This window comes from Streptomyces auratus, assembly GCF_050433025.1.
In the GTDB taxonomy this organism is placed as follows: Bacteria; Actinomycetota; Actinomycetes; order Streptomycetales; family Streptomycetaceae; genus Streptomyces; species Streptomyces sioyaensis.
In genome coordinates, this window is record NZ_JBNGCB010000001.1 from 4,025,381 (window position 1) to 4,044,353 (window position 18,973).

21 protein-coding genes are annotated in these 18,973 nt (G+C 66.0%); 7 read left to right on the forward strand and 14 right to left on the reverse strand.

The features are described 5' to 3' along the window. Positions 1–57: 57 nt before the first annotated feature. The 7 genes from BKA18_RS17490 to BKA18_RS17520 form a co-directional block, all read right to left on the reverse strand. Entirely contained in the window at positions 58–366 is a 309-nt protein-coding gene (locus tag BKA18_RS17490; RefSeq protein WP_366046984.1) for a SpdD-like protein, read from the reverse strand. A 23-nt stretch (positions 367–389) separates the two neighbouring features. Next, entirely contained in the window at positions 390–545 is a 156-nt protein-coding gene (locus BKA18_RS17495) for a hypothetical protein (RefSeq protein WP_106974817.1), read from the reverse strand. 18 nt (positions 546–563) lie between these two features. Beyond that, positions 564–755, reverse strand: coding sequence for a mobile element transfer protein (locus BKA18_RS17500; protein ID WP_366046982.1), 192 nt, complete (start codon positions 753–755; stop codon positions 564–566). Between the two features lie 18 nt (positions 756–773). Beyond that, positions 774–1,460: a DUF2637 domain-containing protein gene (locus BKA18_RS17505; protein WP_366046981.1), complete on the reverse strand. Its 687-nt coding sequence runs from the start codon at positions 1,458–1,460 to the stop codon at positions 774–776. A gap of 81 nt (positions 1,461–1,541) precedes the next feature. Then, positions 1,542–2,897, reverse strand: coding sequence for an FtsK/SpoIIIE domain-containing protein (locus BKA18_RS17510; protein WP_366046980.1), 1,356 nt, complete (start codon positions 2,895–2,897; stop codon positions 1,542–1,544). A gap of 2 nt (positions 2,898–2,899) precedes the next feature. Further along, positions 2,900–3,256: an SCO3933 family regulatory protein gene (locus BKA18_RS17515; protein ID WP_366046979.1), complete on the reverse strand. Its 357-nt coding sequence runs from the start codon at positions 3,254–3,256 to the stop codon at positions 2,900–2,902. 139 nt (positions 3,257–3,395) lie between these two features. Beyond that, positions 3,396–4,175, reverse strand: coding sequence for a GntR family transcriptional regulator (locus BKA18_RS17520; RefSeq protein ID WP_366046978.1), 780 nt, complete (start codon positions 4,173–4,175; stop codon positions 3,396–3,398). 18 nt (positions 4,176–4,193) lie between these two features. Here BKA18_RS17520 and BKA18_RS17525 point away from each other — a divergent pair, with 18 nt between their 5' ends. Both BKA18_RS17525 and BKA18_RS17530 read left to right on the forward strand, forming a co-directional pair. Further along, the gene (locus BKA18_RS17525) at positions 4,194–4,661 is read left to right on the forward strand and encodes an NUDIX hydrolase (RefSeq protein WP_366046977.1); all 468 of its coding nucleotides are present in this window, start codon (positions 4,194–4,196) and stop codon (positions 4,659–4,661) included. A 557-nt stretch (positions 4,662–5,218) separates the two neighbouring features. After that, positions 5,219–6,097 carry a hypothetical protein gene (locus BKA18_RS17530; protein WP_366046976.1) on the forward strand — a complete coding sequence of 293 codons (879 nt, stop codon included), beginning with the start codon at positions 5,219–5,221 and terminating at the stop codon, positions 6,095–6,097. 734 nt (positions 6,098–6,831) lie between these two features. Here the strand turns inward: BKA18_RS17530 and BKA18_RS17535 are convergent. The 5 genes from BKA18_RS17535 to BKA18_RS17555 form a co-directional block, all read right to left on the reverse strand. Continuing rightward, entirely contained in the window at positions 6,832–8,319 is a 1,488-nt protein-coding gene (locus BKA18_RS17535) for a hypothetical protein (RefSeq protein WP_366046975.1), read from the reverse strand. Between the two features lie 495 nt (positions 8,320–8,814). Next, entirely contained in the window at positions 8,815–9,099 is a 285-nt protein-coding gene (locus BKA18_RS17540) for a hypothetical protein (protein WP_429638341.1), read from the reverse strand. 59 nt (positions 9,100–9,158) lie between these two features. Continuing rightward, positions 9,159–9,902 (reverse strand): GntR family transcriptional regulator, encoded by a 744-nt coding sequence (locus BKA18_RS17545; RefSeq protein ID WP_366047066.1) that lies wholly within the window; start codon positions 9,900–9,902, stop codon positions 9,159–9,161. Further along, complete coding sequence (locus tag BKA18_RS17550; RefSeq protein ID WP_429638421.1) at positions 9,902–10,114, reverse strand: hypothetical protein; 213 nt, start codon at positions 10,112–10,114, stop codon at positions 9,902–9,904. The genes BKA18_RS17545 and BKA18_RS17550 overlap by 1 nt, the downstream gene beginning before the upstream one ends. Before the next feature lie 382 nt (positions 10,115–10,496). Beyond that, positions 10,497–10,775, reverse strand: a complete 279-nt coding sequence (locus tag BKA18_RS17555; RefSeq protein WP_366046973.1) for a hypothetical protein — start codon at positions 10,773–10,775, stop codon at positions 10,497–10,499. Between the two features lie 79 nt (positions 10,776–10,854). Between BKA18_RS17555 and BKA18_RS17560 the strand changes: the two genes are divergently transcribed. Beyond that, on the forward strand, positions 10,855–11,610 hold the full coding sequence (locus BKA18_RS17560) for a GntR family transcriptional regulator (RefSeq protein WP_366046972.1): 756 nt from the start codon (positions 10,855–10,857) through the stop codon (positions 11,608–11,610). 497 nt (positions 11,611–12,107) lie between these two features. Here the strand turns inward: BKA18_RS17560 and BKA18_RS17565 are convergent, their stop codons facing one another. Next, positions 12,108–12,749 (reverse strand): TetR/AcrR family transcriptional regulator, encoded by a 642-nt coding sequence (locus tag BKA18_RS17565; protein WP_366046971.1) that lies wholly within the window; start codon positions 12,747–12,749, stop codon positions 12,108–12,110. Positions 12,750–13,128: 379 nt separating this feature from the next. Then, on the reverse strand, positions 13,129–13,620 hold the full coding sequence (locus BKA18_RS17570; RefSeq protein ID WP_366046970.1) for a hypothetical protein: 492 nt from the start codon (positions 13,618–13,620) through the stop codon (positions 13,129–13,131). Positions 13,621–14,061: 441 nt separating this feature from the next. Here BKA18_RS17570 and BKA18_RS17575 point away from each other — a divergent pair, with 441 nt between their 5' ends. The 4 genes from BKA18_RS17575 (at position 14,062) to BKA18_RS17590 (ending at position 18,424) form a co-directional block, all read left to right on the forward strand. Beyond that, on the forward strand, positions 14,062–14,253 hold the full coding sequence (locus tag BKA18_RS17575) for a ferredoxin (protein ID WP_361121489.1): 192 nt from the start codon (positions 14,062–14,064) through the stop codon (positions 14,251–14,253). 16 nt (positions 14,254–14,269) lie between these two features. Further along, positions 14,270–15,475 (forward strand): NAD(P)/FAD-dependent oxidoreductase, encoded by a 1,206-nt coding sequence (locus BKA18_RS17580; protein ID WP_429638342.1) that lies wholly within the window; start codon positions 14,270–14,272, stop codon positions 15,473–15,475. A gap of 1 nt (position 15,476) precedes the next feature. Then, a complete protein-coding gene (locus tag BKA18_RS17585) occupies positions 15,477–16,712 on the forward strand; it encodes a cytochrome P450 (protein ID WP_366046968.1) in 1,236 nt (411 codons plus the stop codon). 218 nt (positions 16,713–16,930) lie between these two features. Beyond that, the gene (locus tag BKA18_RS17590; RefSeq protein WP_366046967.1) at positions 16,931–18,424 is read left to right on the forward strand and encodes an MFS transporter; all 1,494 of its coding nucleotides are present in this window, start codon (positions 16,931–16,933) and stop codon (positions 18,422–18,424) included. The last annotated feature ends 549 nt before the right edge of the window (positions 18,425–18,973 follow it).

Here is an 18,973-nt window from a genome sequence, read left to right on the forward strand (position 1 = left end):
CAGGAGCACGGCGCCCGGGCGGCGGAGACTTGGCGGTTGAGGCCGCCCGGGGGCCGGTCAACGGTGCGTACGCCCGGAGGCGAGCAGCGAGCGGAGGACGACCGCGCAGACGGCGACGGACGCCCCGCTGATGGCGACCGCGAGGAGCATCGAGACCAGGACGGCGCCGACGACCAGGACCACGGCCGCACCACCGCCGACGAGGGTGAGCGCGGTGCCGGGCGTCAGCTCGACCGCGGGGCGGGTCGAGGACTGGGCGACGGGGGTCGGCGGCGGGGTATGCCGCACGATGGCGGTCGGTTCGACGGCGGGAAGATCGACGAGCCCGGTGGGCGTCGGGTTGGTCGGGACCTTGGGGCGCAACATGCTGGTTCTCCCTTCTGTGGGCGTTACTTGACGGCGGTGTCGATGACGGGGGCCAGAAGGCTGTCGGCGAGGAGGTAGCCGCCCAGCAGGAGCACCGCCACGAGCCACCAGGGCGGGCGGATGAGCTTGATGCCGAGGTAGCCAACGACGATCAGGGCGAGCCAGAGAGGGACGTTCACGGGGATCTCCTCAGTCGGTCAGCGGACGGTGCAGCGGTGGGTGCGGGCCGCGAGCTGGGCGGCCGAGCGGCTGTTGAAGTCGGCGGACCAGCCGCAGCGGTCGGCGGTGCAGACGGCGGCGTGCTTGGTGCGGCCGTAATGGTCGCGGTAGGTGCCGATCTGTACAGGGCCGATCCGCATGACGGAGTGGAAGTGGTCGCGGGCGGGCATGGTCGATCTCCTGCCTGATCAGGTGAGTTGGGCGGCGATGGATTCGGCGAGCTGAGGCGGGACGCCGAGGCGGGCCCGCAGGGTGTCGGTGTCGATCCGGTCTCCGGTCCGGGCACGGTGCTCGTCGGCGACCTTGCGGGCGTGGGCGACGAGCGCGGCCGGGACCGGCGCAGGTACGGCTGCATGTGCAGGCCGGGGCGGTTCGGCGGGCGGTGCAGCCGCGGTGAGGTCGGCGGCTTCTGATGCGGGCGGACCGGCCGCAGGCTCCCCGCCCGGAGCCGGTACGGGTTCGGGAACTGCGGTCGGAGTCCCGTCAGCCAGCGAGGCGGGATCGGCTGCTTCGGCCACGTTCCGCGTATGGGCCAGCAAGGTCCCACCGAGGAAGGCGAGTGCCGGCCATCCGGCGATTCCGAAGCGAAGCCAGGCGGGTGGGTGCCGGAGGTCGAGGAACCCGGCGGTGGCGACGTTGGCGCCGAGCGACGCCACCAGGGCGATCAGGAACCAGCACCAGGCGAGCCGGGACGGTCCGCCGCCGCGGAGCCGCCGCCAGGCCACCACCAGCAGCAGGTCGACGCTGATCGGGTAGGCCCACGCCTTCCACCCGTCCTGCCCGGCAGCGGCGGCCAGGTCGTGAAGGTGGGCGAAGGAGAGCGCTCCGGCGATGACGGCTTGTACGAGAACGGGGTCCGGGCGAATGCGTCCCATGACGGTTGTCCTTCCGGAATCTGGCATGGAGGGGGTAGGGACTTGGCGCGTCGAGGTAGCGCCAACCTTTGACGGGGAGGGTCAAGCAGTCGCGGTGGACGCCTTGTTGAGCGTCAGAGAACCGGTGGCCGACGAGGCGACGACCGGCCGGAAGGGCGCGAGCGCGGGCACGTCCGGCGTGCGGTCGGCGTACTTGTTGCAGAGGTTGACCGCCGCGCGAAGCGACGTGTGCGGGGCACGAATGCGCGACCAGCCACCGGTCGAGTCACCGGCGACCGCGATCCCGGGAGCGTCCGCGGGAATTTGGATGGCTGCCAGTACGGCGTCCGGGGAGATGTCGCCGAAGGCCATGTTGGCGCTGGTCTCGTCGTTGACGCGGTGAGCGGTGCGGCCGGTGAGCTGGGCCCGGAGCATCGTGATGCCCTTGCCGAGTTCGGAGCCGAAGCGCTGGCCGCAGATCTCCAGGTAGATGCCGGCGGCGCGGCCGAGCTGGGCCAGGCGGACGAGCGCGGTGATGATCCGGTCCCTGCGCTTCTCCTCCTCCTTGGAAGCGAAGAGCGCGAGTTCGGCCACCTCGTCCACCAGGACGACCACGGGAGGAGGCCGCAGTTCTTCGGCCAAGTCCCAGATGTCGGCGGCGATCTCTGCATCCGGGACGTTCACACTGATGCGCTGTTGTTCGCGGACGAGTTGATAGACGGACTCCATGTGTGACACCAGTGCTTCGAGCAGTTCGAGAGCGGTGTCCTGATCGTCCGCGAGGGCGGAGAAGCGGCGAGCAAGCGGAAAGAGCTCCACCCCCTGCTTGCAGTCGATGCCGACGAGCGCGACGTCCTGAGCGGCGAGACCGGCCACCAGGTTCCGTTGGTAGACGGACTTGCCCGACTCGGTGGCTCCGAGCGTGAGACCGTGCGGAACGGCCCGGTAGTCGCGGTAGTGGACCGCCCCGTCCTCGCGCAGTGCGACAGGTATGCGCATCGGAGCACGGTCGATCTTGGCGGGCATCTGCACGCGCTTGAGCACGTCGTAGCCCGTCATCCGCACTTCGACGACGCCGGAGCGGATCTCCCGGGCGGTGACGCCGTACATCCCGAAGGAGTGCCGCAGCCGGTCGGTGGCGGCGGAGACGTCGAACGCGTCCTGGCCGGGACGGAGTTTGAGACGCAGGACGAGCCCCGTACGGGTCGGCAGGAGGCGCAGGATGCGTGGGGCGCGCGGCTCGGGGGCCGGGCGATCGGTCATGCGGGCGAGCGCGAGTCGCCAGCGGGAGGGCGGAACGGTCAGTCCGCAGGCGTCCATGACCGAGGCGTACTGGACTAAGACCCGCAGCGCGGCGAGAACGACCCCGAAGGTCATCCAGTACCAGGCGGGACGCCGCCACCGCAGAACGAGAGCGGTGGCGACGACCAGCAGCAGTACGACCGAGAGGCGGGCCATGATCAGGCCGCCTCAGCCTGCGGGCCACCGGCAGCGAGGGACGTGACCGCCACCGCGCGGAAGGCGATGCCGTGCCGCTTCTGCCCGTTGAACTCGTTCTCCCACGGCCGGGCGATCAGGCCGGTCAGCGCCACCGGAGTGCCCATGCCCAGCTCACCGGAGACCCCGGTCTCGGGGACGGTGACGGAGAGGATCTCCACCTCGTTGTTCGCCGCGAACATCACGTCCACGGTCATCAGCTTCGCCCCGGTCTCGACGTCGAGGGCGACCTCACCGGTACGGCGGTCCTTGACCTTGATCTGCGGCTGCTTCGCGACCATCACGGTCGCGGCGGAGGTGTCGACAGGGATCTGACGCACTACGGATCACTCCTCTACAGATGACGTACTCCGTCACTCATGTACATGAGTGACATGAAGAAGAGTGCCCCACTCCTGTACATGAGTCAACCCGCCTCGACGAAGAAGTCGGGGCGGGCTGAGAGGAGTTGAGCGAGCGTCAGTCCGTGGCAGGGATGCGGTAGCTGAAAACGAACTGGTCAGCCGCCATGAGGGTGTCGCAGACCTCCACCACGCGCCCCTCGGTCGTCAGCGCCTCACGGACGAGATGCACGACGGGAGCACCAGGGCTGAGCGCCAGCTCGGACGCTTCGGCCTTGGTAGCCGGCCGAGCCTGCAAGGTCTCGACGAACTCGGCGAACTCATGCCCGTGGTCTTCGAGTCGGGCGTAGATGCCACCACCACCGGGGTTCTCGGCGAAGAGCTCAGGGATGTCCTTCACGACGTCCCACGGCAGGTACGAGCTCGCCGTCTCGACCGGAGTGCCGTTACGGAAGTAGAGCCGCCGGCGAGCGAGGACCTGAGCACCGGGCTCGACTCCGAGGCGTTCGGCCACATCCTCCGGGGCCTCCACGGGGCCGATGTACAGAACGCTGACCTTGGCCGTGGCTCCCGACTGCGCCGACTCCGCCAGATACGCAGCCTTGCCGCCCTGCCGGTGCGAGCGGCGGAAGCGGTCGGAGGAACGGTGCCGGACCGGTGGCCGATCCTTCACGATCGAGCCCTTGCCGTGGCGGGTCTCCACCAGGCCGCTCGCCCGGACCTCCACCATCGCCTTCCGGATCGTGCCGCCCGCGACGCCGTACCGCTCGACCAGCTCCGATTCGCTCGGCACCATGTCGCCGGGCTTGAGAACGCCGGCCCTGATCTGCTGCACGATGTCGTCGGCGATCTGCACGTACCGAGGTACGGCCTTACCCCCTCCTACCGCGGTTCCCATAGCTCTTCCCATCCTCCTATGCTCCTGTACATGAGTAACAGCGCCGCGAAAGCCCAGTCAACGCCACTGCACTCCGTGTCCGTGGCCGGGGTCGTGGTCCGCGAGGACGGCAGACTCCTCACGATCCGGCGGGCCGACAACGGCGCTTGGGAACTCCCAGGCGGAGTGCTCGAACTCGACGAAACCCCGGAGGTCGGCGTACGACGCGAGGTCTGGGAAGAGACGGGCATCCACGTCGAGGTCGACGAGCTCACCGGCGTCTACAAGAACACAACGCGAGGCATCGTCGCCCTGGTCTTCCGCTGCAAGCCGGTCGGCGGCGAGGAACGAACCTCCAGCGAATCGACCGCAGTCACCTGGCTCACGCCCGACGAGGTGGCCGAGTCCATGTCCGAGGTCTACTCGATCCGATTCCTGGACGCCCTGGACAGCGCGGGCCCTCACGTGCGAAGCCATGACGGCAAGCGCCTGACACCGGCGCGATAAAACTTTCCCTACTTCATCAAGGCGGCTCGCTCCCGCTCGCCGCGCGCGGCCCGACCCCCGGCCGGGCCTGCGCTCCTGTCTCCGCCCCGCTCCAGCCCGGCCGGCGTCCGTGCCGCGCACCGAGCAATCAGCCGCCTGATGTCAGAGAAGGGGTACGTCGTGGCTGGGGCGGTCGGCTCCACGGCTTTAGGCAGCCACTTTGGGGCGAGCCTCTAAGATCATGGCCCCAACGTCGTGCTTTACCGGGCAGGTCCACAGACTGCCCGACGCGCCATCAGCTTACGGGGCCATGATCACTCGCCCCAAAGCAGCTCCAGCCCAAAGCCGCTCCGCCGACCGCGTGTGGCCATTCACCTGTGCGATAGCCGGTCCACCTGTCACGATCAGCTGAATCCGGAAGCGCAGAGGGAGCGATGAGAGTCCAGGGGTCCCGAATCTCTGTAGCGGTAGTGAATCAACCGGCCCACTACTCACAGGAGGTCTGGGATCTAGATCGCCGCCAACCTGGTGATCGACGGGGCATCATATGCTTGCCAAGACCAGAAGAGAGGTGCTCCGTGCGCGATACGCGCGAGCTTATGCGAGAGCTTATGCGAGAGCTCGGCTTTGAAATGTCAGATGAGGAACGGCGGAGGCGTGAAGCCTTGACAGCGGAAGCCGAGCAGCTCCTCTCTTCATGGGATCGAGCCACCGATACGCTTTTGGCAAGACAGGGTGAAGTCGAAGCACTCGATTATCAAAATAAGCTTCAAGCACTTAGGATATTCTTCGCCGTAAACTCCAACTGCTTCCCGGAAGGGTTTCATCGATATGCTCAATATCGCATGGCTGGATCGGGGCAGAACCTGAAAGAGTTGGTGCGGCGCAGGCGCCAAAGGGAAGATATTGGGGGTTTATTTGACGATGTTCTTACTGAACCTCCTAGTTACACCCCTGAGCGGATAGAGGAGCAGGAGGCGGCATTCGACTGGCCGACCCTTCTTATCGGAGCCTCCCTTACTCCATTCCTGCAGGCAATTTCCACGACTTATGGAAACCGGGTGGCAGGTGGGATTGGGCCGTGGATGCGTCTCCGCCTCCGCCGAATTATCAGGCGAGAAATTCGAGCTGGAGCTGGAACGGGAGCCATAGGACCAGGGCGACGCCCTGGGATTCCAGTCCCTACACTCCAATTGGCTGAGGAAAACGGGTGTACGGTACTACTCGACGCGCACACCCCCGCAGAGGCCGTGGCTGAACTATTCCACCTTGACTTCTCATTCTTGGTAAATGAGTACGATTCACCTCCGTATGTCATTTGGTCGAATGATGTCCAGCTGTGGCGTGCACAGGGCACTAAAAACCAGGCCGCCTTCTATGCGTCCTGGGATTCGGATCAAATGCGTTGGAATTGCGGCTCTACACCCAACGATGAACCCCAGGGTGGCTCAGGCTGAGATCCGATAGGGGCTAATTAATTGGGTAGGGAGGGGCGCGCCAGTCTCCTTCGGGAACCATGGGGAAGTTGGAGACGCGCAGCGTCGCAATCATTTCCCTGCAGGTCGGCTCAGTGATGCTCTGCAAATCACCCCAAGCTTCCCAAACTGAGTGTGCGCCCGTTCGACCTGGGCGCGAGCTGGCTCACTTGATCCAAAGGATGACAGCGTTCTGGGCTGTAACAAGGGCACTGCGCGAAGGCCCGCGCTTCGCACGATGCCATCATTCTGGGCCTGCTCGCAGACGACTTCGTCCAACGGCACTCGGCAAGCAAGCCTTGATCACCGGAATCGCCTCGGGCACTGTACAGCCGTCACAGCAACTGACCACGGTCGACGTCCACACTGGGGAACCGTGCCGCGACCTGTATACCCCTCGTCGACCGATCCAGATAGAGCTACGGTCCAGGAGGCGGCTGCTAAGGGGGAGCCACACGAGATTGCAGATCAATTGCGCTGGGCGAACTCTTCTGCGCCCCCTTGACCGCGGTGGCCGCAGATGCGGCGCCAGGCCGGCCCAACACGAGGAACGTGAGCCGTGGGCGTTGACAACGGCCTCAGCCAGGCCTCGGCAACGTGCCACTACGTGCCGAACGGGAAGCGATGTGAGAAAGTCCGCAGAGGCAGCGCGGTCTACCGCACAGAAGTCGGGATCTGTCCCTCGGCGAGCTGACCAGCCGATACCCGTACGACTTTCAGCTCACGAGGGCTTTAAGCCTCTCGTGGAGGAGCGGGTAGTCATGAACTCGCGGGGGTGCGACTGGCTCTGCGGGTGGTGAATTTGGCGCAGTCCAGTTGACTGCTTCCAAGACGTCGTCGACGAGCTGCTTCATGTCGCTGTCGTCCAGTGCGATTACAAACCCTCGGTGATCCATCGCTGTGTCTCGGCAACGACTTAAGAAGCGTTCTTTGTCTGCGAAAGACCGGCAGGCTAGAATACCGAACTTACCTCGCAGCGGCGAGAAGCGAGACGAAAGTTGATCGAGCTCAGGGTTTCCGACTTCCTTTCCGTAGTTCTTGCACTCCACGAAAACGTACTGGGATGGAATCTTGTGACGAGACAAGAACCGAAAAAATCCATCAGTCGCGTTGTTGGTGTAGGAAATGTCAACCCTCTTGCGACCTTCGTGAATGTCTTCCTCCATCTCAGGCATGGCGAGTGCGGGGTAGAATAGCGCGCTAAGGAGAGCCTCTACGCGCGCGTGGTAGAGATTCGCGTGTTCTTTTCCCGACGGCGTCTCAACTACGGACTTGAGCAGTGCCCTATAGTCGGGCGGCGCCGTATTGCCCACCTCGCTCAACTCTTCATGCGAAATGGGCCTCGGGGCGATACCCTTCTTTATTTCCTTGTAGTGATGGTACACGGATGCCCTACGCAGGGTCTCCCTTGTGATATCGGGTTTCGAGCTCCCGTATTCCCTTACAATGTCACCCCTGTAAACCTTCTTCGTTCCATTCTTCAAAACCGTCACCAGTTTGCTCCGAGGGTCAGACTCCTCCTCTGCTTGCAAAGCGGGCACCAGATGGTTTTTGTAGTACTCACCGCGAGACAAGTGCAGGTCGCGCCGTACAATCAATTTGGGCACCAGTAGAAGCTTCTCACCATCCGCGATCGGAAGCTTAATGTATTCCTGTTCCCATTTAAGCGACTGCGGGTTCCAAACAGGCCCGCTGTCAACACCTTCTACGAGCGGAATCCTAAAAACTGAAGCCATTTGTTGAGTGTAAGTAATCAATGGCCCGCGGATGATGTTCGTCGTGATGTCTGAAACGATGTCCTTGTCGACTTTATCGATGAAGAAGGCTGTGTCTTCCAGGTCTTCGATCAGACCGGATTTTGCGGCTTGGCTTGCGGCCAGTTTAGTCGCGAAGTCCTCGCTCATCCGCTTCCCGAAGCCCCTCCCGGCGCTTTTCCCCTTCGAGATTCCGAGGTGCGTTTCGTTGGGTTCCCCGAGGTTTCCAAGGAGATATGCTGACCGTTCCTTGTCTCCGTGTCGGACAGCGTCCAGAACGCTATCGAAGAACGTAGTAAGCATGAATATGCACTCTTGCCCCCAGTCGTCAGACAGGTGGCGGATAGTGCTGGGGTCGATGTAGACAGGGATGTCTGCCACGGTATCGACATCGACAAAGTCCAGCGTCCCCTGCGTGCGGCCGAGGTTGTAGTACTCCGAAACCCGCATGATCCCCCCTAAACGATCAGCGCTGAGCGACAGAGCCTTTGCCTACCCGGCCTGTAACCGTCTGTAAACACTAAAGTGGTCTAGGAGTTCCCCGTTCAGGTGATCGATGGAACGGCCGGCGGGTGTAGAGCCAGTGACACGAGCATCGCTTGGGGCCTCCGGAGTCGGTTGCAGTCGACTGCCTTGGGGGGCGAACGTCGGTTCGACCGTGCCGGAACCGTGCCAGATCACTCGGTCAACCACGGTTACGAGGGGGTGGAGGAGTCCCGATGACGGCACCTGGGCCGGAGCCGACGAGCGTCGGTGCAACCAGCAGAACCGCTCGACTCACCCCCCAAGCTTACAAAGCAGCGCTCACGGGGCCAGAAGCTCGCAACACCACCGCGCGAGCTCAGGCACTCATTCGCAGAACAGTGGCTGCTGTCGGGGGACCGGATCGAATAGAAGGGGAGCCCCAAGAGCGTTGGGGCTCCCCTGCTGTTGCATATGTTGCTGTTAGCCGAAGGCCTCCGCCGGCAGCTGATGCTCCTCGTCGCTTCCCTCGTCCGCGGGAGGGTCTGTTGGCGGTAGGCGGTGACCGCGGCTGATCGCTACCCGACGCACGTCACGCAATGCTCCAGCCATGTCCGTCACCAGGAGCCGTAGCTCGTTGGGCCAGTTCTGCCAGTCGCTGAGTACTTCGAGCGCGTGCTCCCCGAGCTCGGCTGCGACTTCCAGTTGCAGCGCCTCGGTGTTGTCAGCCAGGCGGGACAGGTAGCCACCGCTGTCCTCGGTACTCAAGTAGCAAGGCTGGCCGTCCATGCCTGACCATGGGAGGAGCCGCAACTCGCTGTGGGTCGTCATTGTCCGGTCGTCCCCTCATGGGTCATGTGGTGGGTGGTGAAGAGTGCGTCGGCGCGGTCACCGGGGAGCACCAGGAGGGCCGCCTCGACCACGCGTCCCGTGTGGTCGGACGCCACGCGTGTGATCGCGAGCACTCCCAAGGCCGAGCTGATTCGCAGGGTGGCTGCTTCCTCCGGCGTCGGAGGACGAGCGCTGACTCGTTCTCGGACCTCGGCCAGTGGCGGACGGAGCTCTGCCAGCTTCGCTTCAATTCCCTCATAGCAGTGCGACTCGGCAGGAACGTCGGTCGGCGCGAGCTCGTGAGGTACGTAGATGCGAGCGAGGCTATGTGGCGACTCCCCCTGATGGCTGAGGCAGAAGAATTCGGTGAGGGGGCTGCTTACCGACGCCCCCAGCAGGCCGAGCAGTTGACCGTGCGCCTGGAGGTTGGTGGTGCGGACGCTGACACGTAATGCCAAGCCGGGGGCTGAGGGCTTCATGCTTGGGATCAGACCGCCGCCGACGTAGGTGACTCTGCGGAGGGGATAGCGGACGAAGTTTCCCTTGCCGTGGATCTTCTCGACGAGCCCCTCAGCATGGAGCACCGCAAGGGCGAGTCGCAGCGTCGCTGTACTGACCGCGTAGTCGGAAGCGAGCTGTGCCTCGGAGGGGAGACGTTCGCCGGCCTTGATTCGGCCGGTTGCGATCTTGGTTCGGATGTCATTGGCGATGGTGTGTCGGAGTGGGGGCACGGGCCGCATCACCACCTTCTCAGCGTTCGTAGGGCTACGAGCCGAGTTCGAGAGTGCATGGTGAGCAGTTCGCCCGACTCGAACCACAGGCGCTTCGCTCCGCCGGGAAGCTGGAGCAGGTCCGTGACGCGGCACGGGCAACCGCCGATCTGGATGACGTCGCCGCGCTGGACGCTGGCAGAGGTGATCTCGATAGGTGCGGCAACCGCTGCACCGGTCAGCGTGCGGCCCCTCACTGAAGCCCGTCCGTTCGAGCAGCACGGGCGGCCTCTGCGTGACAGGAGCAGTTGCACGCCTCGTAGACCACGGGGATGCCGATCGGAGCGGCCGTGGGCGAGGAATGCGCGCACTCGCAGTGCGTACCCATACGGCAGGAACTGGACTGGTAGGTAACGGCCTTCGTGTGGGTCACGCCGAGCTGCTTACGAGGGGGCATCAGAGAGCCTCCGCCGTTGCGAGCCAGTGGGGCGCAAGGTGATCACGAAGGGCGGCCGCCGGCTGGACGGGCCTCGGGTAACGGTGGTGCCCCCAGCCCAGCGGGTTGGACCTCTCATCGGTCTGCGAGACGGTATGGCAGATACGGTTGAACACGCTGATCAGCTCCTATCGCTGATGGCCAGGCCCCCGGACATCGCCCGTCGCGGGGGCCGCTGTGCGTACGGCGGCCCATAAGGTGCGGCCGTTCAAGCTGTTGGCGAGGAGACCGAACCGATCGGCCTCCGCCACGGCTTCCAAGACCTCCCGCCATGTCTCGGCGGAGAGCGATTCCGGTACCTCCGCTTCCATCGACGTGAGTTGGGCGTGCTGTTCCACGCGCGGGGTGAGCCCGACGGCGGACAACCGGGCTGCGATGCCTTCGGCGCTTGCTTCCTCAGCAGGCACAGGGCAGCCTCCGTCGTCGAGTGATCACCTGGAGTAAAGCTAGTTAACTAGATTAGAGCTAGTGGACTAGATTTTCCATATGCCTGAGCAGCCGCCGTATCTCCGCATCGCTGACGAACTCCGGCGACGGATCGCGGAGCATGAGTGGACGCCCGGAGACCGGCTCCCGTCACGTGCCCAGATCGGGCAGGAGTGCGGTGTCGGGGAGAACGTGATTCGTCGTGCTCAGGAGCTGCTGATCTCTCAGGGAGTACTGGAGGGCCGTGCCGGCTCCGGCACGTACGTCGCCGCCCCTCGTCAGCGCGTACGCATGGTCCGTTCCTCGGCCCGCGAGCAGCCCGTCGGCTCCCCGTTCCGTGCGGACATGAAGGCCGTGGGCAGGCAGGGCGATTGGGAAAGCCGGACCGAGGCGAAGGTGCCGGCGCCGGCTGAGATCGCGGCGCGCCTCGGTATCGACGAGGGCGAGCTGTGCGTCCGCACCGTGTACGAGTTCCTCGCCGACGGCAAGCCGGTACAGCTGTCGACGAGCTGGGAGCCGTACGACCTCACGGGCGGCACGCTCGTTGTCCTCCCGGAGGGTGGGCCGCACGCCGGGGTAGGGGTAGTGAACCGCATGGCCGAGATCGGTATCACGGTCAGCCACGCCGTAGAGCAACCGGAACCGCGGCAAGCGAATGCCGAGGAGGCGTCGCTCCTCGGCATCCAGAAGGCCAGCCTGGTCACGCACATCCGGCGGACGTACTACAGCGACCAGGGGCGGCCCGTGGAGACGGCCGACATCGTCGTCCCCGCCGCTCTGTGCGAGATCGTCTACGAGATCCCCATCAGTCGTTAGCGGGGCCGGGCATGACGCTCGCAGCCCGGCACGACCGCACGACTAGCGCACCAGAAGCGCACCAGTTGCAGCGGAGAACCGCGGTCAACGGCGGTTAGATCCGAGGGTTCGCGGCAGCGCCACGACGACCGTACTGCCTGGTCAGCGCCCATAAGTAGGCCAAACCGCCGGTGATTCCCAAGCTCAGAGCGCGGGTTCGATTCCCGTCACCCGCTCCACACGGAAGCCCCAGGTCAGCGACCTGGGGCTTCAGCGTTGCCTAGACCCCTTCGGAGTGGGCACGCCCTCGGCCTGCCCCAACGCCCTTCTACAGGGCGGACAGAGAGGTAGCACACGACACCTCAGAGGTCACGCGGCGAGCACCATCAGCGCGTAGAGCTGTTCTCCCGGAGTCGCAGCCGATCTCGTCCCTCGGCCGTCGCAGGTGGTCCAAGCGGTCGTGCTGGCGCGTATGAGGAAGCGGCCCGATTGAGAGAGGTGCGCGTCCGGCGCAGCGGCTACATGTCTTCGGTAGCTGTTCTGGGCGGGTGGTAGCCGGCGCCGGCGAGGACGAAGTCCACGAGTCGTGTGGCGTTGTCATCGTAGGCTGTTTCGAAGTCAGCCTGTTCGTCGACGGGCGTGACCAGAAAGCGTTGTATCAGGGTGCTGATCAAGGTTTCCAGGATCAGCGGCGTGGTGGCGTCGTCGGCGACTTCGCCGCGCTGGATAGCGCGGCGAAGGACCTCGGCAACTGTCTTGCTGTGCAGGTGTCTCAGCTCGGCCACGGCCTGTCCGAACAGCTGGGGGTAGATCTTGGCTTCGACTGCTGCGCGGAGTCGCACCAGGCCGGATGGGCCGAAGAACGACTGGCGCAGAACGCGGGTGGTGGCGATGAGGTCACCGCGCAGTGAACCGGTGTCGGGGAGTTCGTCGGTGAAACGCTGCGAGGCAAGTGCGCTGACGATCAGCTTCTCTTTGCTGTCCCAGCGTCGGTACAGCGCCGCCTTACCGACGCCGGCCCGTCGTGCCACCAGGTCCAGGGTCAGCCCGGACCAGCCGACCTCTCGGTAGACGTCGAGTGTGGCGGCCAGAATCCGCGGCTCGATGTCGGGATCGGCAGGGCGGCCGGGCCCTTTTCTGCTGGGGGTGTCGTGAGGCACGACGACGAGTCTGCCATGTCAGGACGGCGTTGGTGCAGGTGGCGGGCGGGGGGCTCCTCGGCGGGGACCTCGCCGGTCCCGTTCTCGCCGGTGGACGAGACCGCCCTGGCCGGGGCTCGGCCGCGACCGATGTCTTGGGTGCAGCAGCGAGGAGGGTCTCCACAGCGGTGGGAGCCCATGGCCGTAATCCGCCACGATGCGTTCGGTGGTGGTGAGCGCCTCCCAACCGTAGCGGGTGCTGGTGTGCGGTCGGCGTACGCCGCGATGAACGCCGAGGGCACGCAGGCGGGACATGGCAGGGTCCGCGTCCCGGCGCGTGTTCAGGCTTCGGTAGATCGTCAGTGCTTGGTCAAGCAGAGTGCGGGCCTCGGCTGGTTGTTCACGCAGGGCCGTCAGCTCGGCCGCGTCGGTGTAGGCATGCGCCTCGCTCAAAGGTCTCCGCTTCCAGAAGCAGGTCCGGGTCCTTTGCCAGGAGTCCCTGGCATCGGAGGTCATCGCCGAGGTGGTAAGGCGCGCCGCGGTGTCCGGCGCGGGCGGGCGCGGCGTGTGCGTAGCGCTGCGCACTGCTGGTGTCGCCGTTGACCAGGGCGAGTCGGACGAGGTCCGGGGCCAGGAAGCCGAGGATCAGTCGGCTGGGCAGGTTTCCGACTCCGTGGTCGAAGGCAGCTGCGAGCCGGACGTAGGCGCTCTCGGGATCGCCCTGGGCCTCGTCGGCGAGAGCGTGGGCGCGCAGGGGCAGGTACTCGTAGAACCAGGCGACCGTTCCGACGTCGGTTGCCGCTGCCAGGGCGTCGAAGTGGACCGCGGCGATGGACTGCCGACCGCGGTGCAGCGCAATGAGCGCGGCGAGCGCGCGCAGCGCTCGGCTCATGGCGAAGTGTTCGCCGGGATCGAGGTCGGCCTCGATTTCCGTGAGGGCGTCGTCCCAACAACCGGTGTTGAAAGCAAGGATTGCGCAGACGAGGTGGCACCGGGCAGGAAGAGCCCTCCTGTGCGCTCCGTGGTCGGGTGCACGGATGCGAGGGGGCGTTGTGCGTCCTGAATACGGGCCTGCCCTTCCCTCACTTGACAGCCTGAAGGCCAGAGCCATAGCGTCGCACCATCAATAACGGACGCTGATCGTCTGAAATTGCTGAGCACGACTCACCGCCTGGCATACCCCTCAGGCGACCCGGCATGGCGCGGCGCTGGCACCACCCTCGGGGGACCGACACCTCGCACCGCAGATCCCGCCACATCAGCTGTTCGACCGATCCCTTACCGACCCATCGGCGCCGCGCGGCCGCGCGGCGCCGGCCGAAGGAGGCTCTTGATGCGAGTACGAATAGAAGCGGAGCGCTGTGTTGCGTCCGGGCAGTGCGTCCTGGTCGCCCCCACCCTGTTCGACCAGGATGACGACGGCGTCGTGGTCCTGTTGAAGGAACAGCCCGACGAAGCCGAACGGGGCGCGGCGCAGGAGTCGATTCAGCTCTGCCCGGCAGCCGCGATCATGGCCGAGGCGTGAGGTGAACACCCCCGCCGTGCCTCCGCCCGAACACCTGCAACACATCGCTGTCGTCGGCGCGGGAGCCGCAGGGCTCACCGGCGTCGAAACCCTGCGTCGAGAAGGGTTCACCGGGCGGCTGACTCTCCTGGGCGATGAGCCGAGTCCGCCCTATGACCGTCCACCGTTGTCCAAACAAGTCCTCGCCGGTACATGGGACTTCCCGCAGACGCTGCTACGCACCGCGGATCACTACGCCGGGCTGGACGTCGAACTGCGCACCGGGTGCCGCGCGACCGGACTCGACCTGCCAGGGCGCAGACTCCACCTCGACCAGGGTGGGCAACTGGCCTTCGACGGCCTGCTCATCGCGACGGGGGTCGCGCCGCGTCGGCTGCCGTTCGCAGACGGCCTGGACGGTGTCCACGTCCTGCGCGGTGAACACGATGCTGCCGCGCTCCGTGACCATCTGCGGCAGGAACCGCGCGTGGTCGTGATCGGCGCCGGCTTCCTGGGCCTTGAGGCCGCGGCCGTCATCCGCGACCTTGGCCTCGACGTCAGCGTCGTGGACCCGCAACCGACACCCATGGAACGCCAGCTCGGCAGACAGACAGGCGCGTTGGTCGCCGAGCTGCACCGCGCACACGGTGTGCGGCTCCACACCGGACGAGGCGTCACCGGCCTGGTCAGCAACGGCGGACGGGTGACGGGCGTACGAACCAGCGACGGCGACGTGCTGGACGCCGACTGTGTGCTGGTCGCCATCGGTGCCACGCCGCAGGTGGAGTGGCTGCGTTCCTCCGCCGTGCCACTGATGGACGGGGTCGCGTGCGACGCATACTGCCAGGCGGCCCCGGGCGTCTTCGCCGCCGGGGACGTGTCCTCGTGGCCCAGCGCCCGCTACGGGCGGCGGATGCGCCTGGAGCACCGGATGAACGCCACCGAACAGGGCATGGCGGCGGCTCGCAACCTGCTCCACGGCAACGTGGACGCGTACGACCCGCTCCCGTACTTCTGGACGGACCAGTACGAGGCCAAGATCCAGGTGTACGGCCTGATCCCGGCCGGCGCGGAGATGACCGTCGTCGAGGGCGACCCCGCCGAAGGGGCGTTCGTGGCCCTCTTCCACGCGGCCGGCCGTCCCGTCGCGGTGCTCGGCTGGAACAGCCCCAAACACCTCCGCCGGTATCGGCAGCAACTGCTGGAAACCCCTTCGTTCGAGCGATATGAGACAGGTGCGTGAGATGAACCCGGAAACCGCGCAAGTCACCCTTGCCACGTCCTTCCCCTGGCCGCGCCTCCCCTTCGACCCGCCGGAGATCTACGCCTGGCTCCGTGAGGAGCGCCCGGTCACCAGGGTGACCACCAGGGCCGGCGAACCGGCCTGGCTGGTCACCCGTTACGACGATGTCCGCGCCGTACTGGCCGACCCGAGGGTCAGCGCCGACATTCGCCACCCGGGATTCCCCTTGATCTTCTCCAGCCATGAGGAATCGGCGCCCGACAACACCCGCTCCTTCCTGCGGATGGACCCGCCGGAACACACCCTCTACCGCCGCCTGCTGTCGAAGAACTTCCAGGTCAAGCGAGTGGAGGCAATGCGCCCCGCGGTCCAGGCGCTGGTCGACGACGCCATCGACGCGATGCTCACCAACCCGCACCGCCCCATCGACCTGGTCCAAGCGCTGGCGCTGCCGGTGCCCTCCACCGTACTGAGCTGGATCCTGGGCGTACCGGTGGAGGACCAGGCGTTCTTCAACAAGATCGCCGAGCAGCTGGGACACCGGGGCGACGGCTCCGACCCCACCGTCATGGACGAGGCCCGGAACGCGCACGCGGAACTCCACGCGTACGTGTCCCGGCTGGGCGCCGCGCGGGAAGCCGCCGAGGACCCCGGCGACGACATCCTCGGGCAGCTGGTCAAGGCAGCCCGGGAGGGCGTCATCCCGCCTGAGCAGGTGGCCAACATCGCCCTGGTGCTGACCGTCGCGGGCCACGACACCACCGCCAGCATGACCGCCCTGGGAACCCTGACCCTGCTGCAACACCCCGACCAGCTCGCCGAACTGCAGCAGAACCCCGCACTCATCCCCAACGCCATAGAAGAACTGCTGCGCTACCTCACCATCGTCCACCTGGTGGTGACACGCGTGGCGACCGAGGACCTCGAAGTCGGTGGCGTGGTCATCCCCGCAGGAGAAGGAATCATCCCCCTCAACTTCGCCGCCAACCGCGACGACACCCACTACCCCGATGCGGACCGCTTCGACATCCACCGCCAAGCCCGCGACCACATGGCCTTCGGCTACGGAGTGCACCAGTGCATGGGCCAGCCGCTCGCCCGCATGGAACTACACGTGATCTTCGAAACTCTGCTGCGCCGCATCCCCACACTGCGACTGGCCATCCCTGTCGAAGACGTCCCGTTCAAGTCATGGGCGAACATCAACGGCGTGTTCGAACTGCCGGTGACCTGGTGACCTGAGAGAAGCACCGTCTCGGCCAGTCGACCGAGACGGTGCCGTCGCTGCCGACGCCGGCTGACCGGCCGAGCACCGGTGTGCCGTCAGCCGCAGCTGTCACCTCTGTCCGAGATGCAGGTGAACCATCGGCCGCCCCTGATATCCCCGGCCGACCATGTCGCCCGCCACCTGTTCCCCGCTCGTCTGCCATTCGGCGCACCGTAGGAGTCCGCCCCGTGAGCAAACACCGCTCGACCACATCAACCACCCGCAGCAGCGCCGTCATCGGCGTGCTCGCCGCGGCCGGGATCACGGTCTCGCTGATGCAGACCCTGGTCGTGCCACTCCTCCCCGACCTTCCCCGCCTCCTGCACACCACTGCCGGCAACGCCTCCTGGACCATCACGGCGACCCTGCTCGCGGGCGCGGTGGCCACCCCGGTCATCGGCCGCCTCGGCGACCTCTACGGCAAGCGGCGTCTGCTGCTCGTCAGCATCGCCCTGCTGGTGCTCGGCTCCGTGAGCTGCGCCCTGACGGACTCACTCACAGCCATGGTGGTGGGCCGAGCCCTGCAAGGCATGGGCATGAGCGTGGTCCCGCTGGGCATCAGCCTGATGCGCGACGTCGTTCCGCCGGAACGGCTGGGTGGCGCTTTGGGGTTGATGAGTTCCTCCCTCGGCGTCGGCGCCGCACTCGGCCTGCCTGCCGCGGCACTCATCGCGCAGCACGCCGACTGGCATGTGCTGTTCTGGGGCGCAGCAGGGTTGGGCATAGTCATGGCGCTCCTCGTGCTGTTCCTCGTTCCCGGCACACCGGCCACCGCAGCCGGAGGTTTCGACCTGGTAGGGGCACTGGGAGTGGGCACGGGCCTGGTCTGCCTGCTGTTGCCGGTGTCCAAGGGAGCCGACTGGGGATGGAGCAGCCCTACCACGCTCGGCCTGTTGGCGGCCGCGATCGTGGTGCTCCTCGCCTGGGGCTGGTGGGAACTTCGTACGTCGGCCCCGCTGGTCGACCTGCGGACCACTGTGCGGCAGCAGGTGCTGATGACCAATCTGGCCTCGGTCGCCGTCGGTTTCTCCATGTACGCCATGTCGCTGATCGCGCCCCAACTGCTCGCCCTCCCCAAGGAGACCGGCTACGGGCTCGGCCAGTCCATGATGGCCGCCGGCCTGTGGATGGCCCCCTCCGGTCTGGTCATGATGGCGGTCTCGCCATACACGGCCAAGCTTTCGGCGGCGCGCGGGCCGAAGACGTCGCTGCTGCTGGGCACCCTGGTCATCGCGGCGGGCTACGCCCTCGCGCTGCCGCTGATGGGTCATCTGTGGGGTGTCCTGGTCGTCTCCAGCGTCGTCAGCGCCGGCATCGGCCTGGCTTATGCGGCCGTGCCCATGCTGATCATGGGTGCGGTCCCGGTGGACGAAACGGCGGCGGCAAACGGGCTCAACAGCCTGATGCGCTCCATCGGCACCTCGGCCTCCAGCGCCGTGGTCGGTGTCGTGCTGGCCCACATGACCACCCGCATGGGGTCGGTCACCGTTCCGAGCCAGGCGGGCTTCCGCACCGGCTTCGTTCTCGGAGGAGCCGGTGCCGTGCTGGCCGCCCTGGTGACCCTGTGCATCCCCGGCCGACCCCCTCACTCTCCACCGGCCAGCAGACGGCCATCGCTGAGATCGTGGCCGTTCGAGCGGCCCCGGCGGTGGCCGCACGTTTCTTCTCGCGGCCGGACGTAATCGACAGGGCAGTAGCACGACTGGTCCCCAACGCCACCAAGACTCTGAACGCACGTCTCACCGAAGTACGAAGCAGCTGCGAACCGAGTTGATTCGACGCGGATGCGGGCGCATCGCAGCCGCGCCCACCCCGCTTGCACCCACCTAGGAGCATCACTTCACACAAGCAATCCGCGCACGACCGAGCCACACTCCCCACGCACCCCGGCAACCCGACGACCACGAAAACGCCCCCTGCCGCAGCCACTCAGACCGTCGTGCCTGTGTCGTGCCAGTTCGAGCGGTAAACCACGGTCAGCAAAGGGAAACTTCTTCGTCCTCACCAGCCGGAGCAGCGTCCTTTTTACCTGGTCAGCAAGGGCGTGGGTGCACAGAAGCCCCCTGATTCCCAAGCTCAGAGCGCGGGTTCGATTCCCGTCACCCGCTCCATACGGAAGCCCCAGGTCAGCGACCTGGGGCTTAGTTGTTGTCTGGATCATTCTGGGCCGCGTGCCAGTTGCGTGCCATAAGGGGCCGACTAACGCACCGAGTTGGCGTCCGCCAGACCCT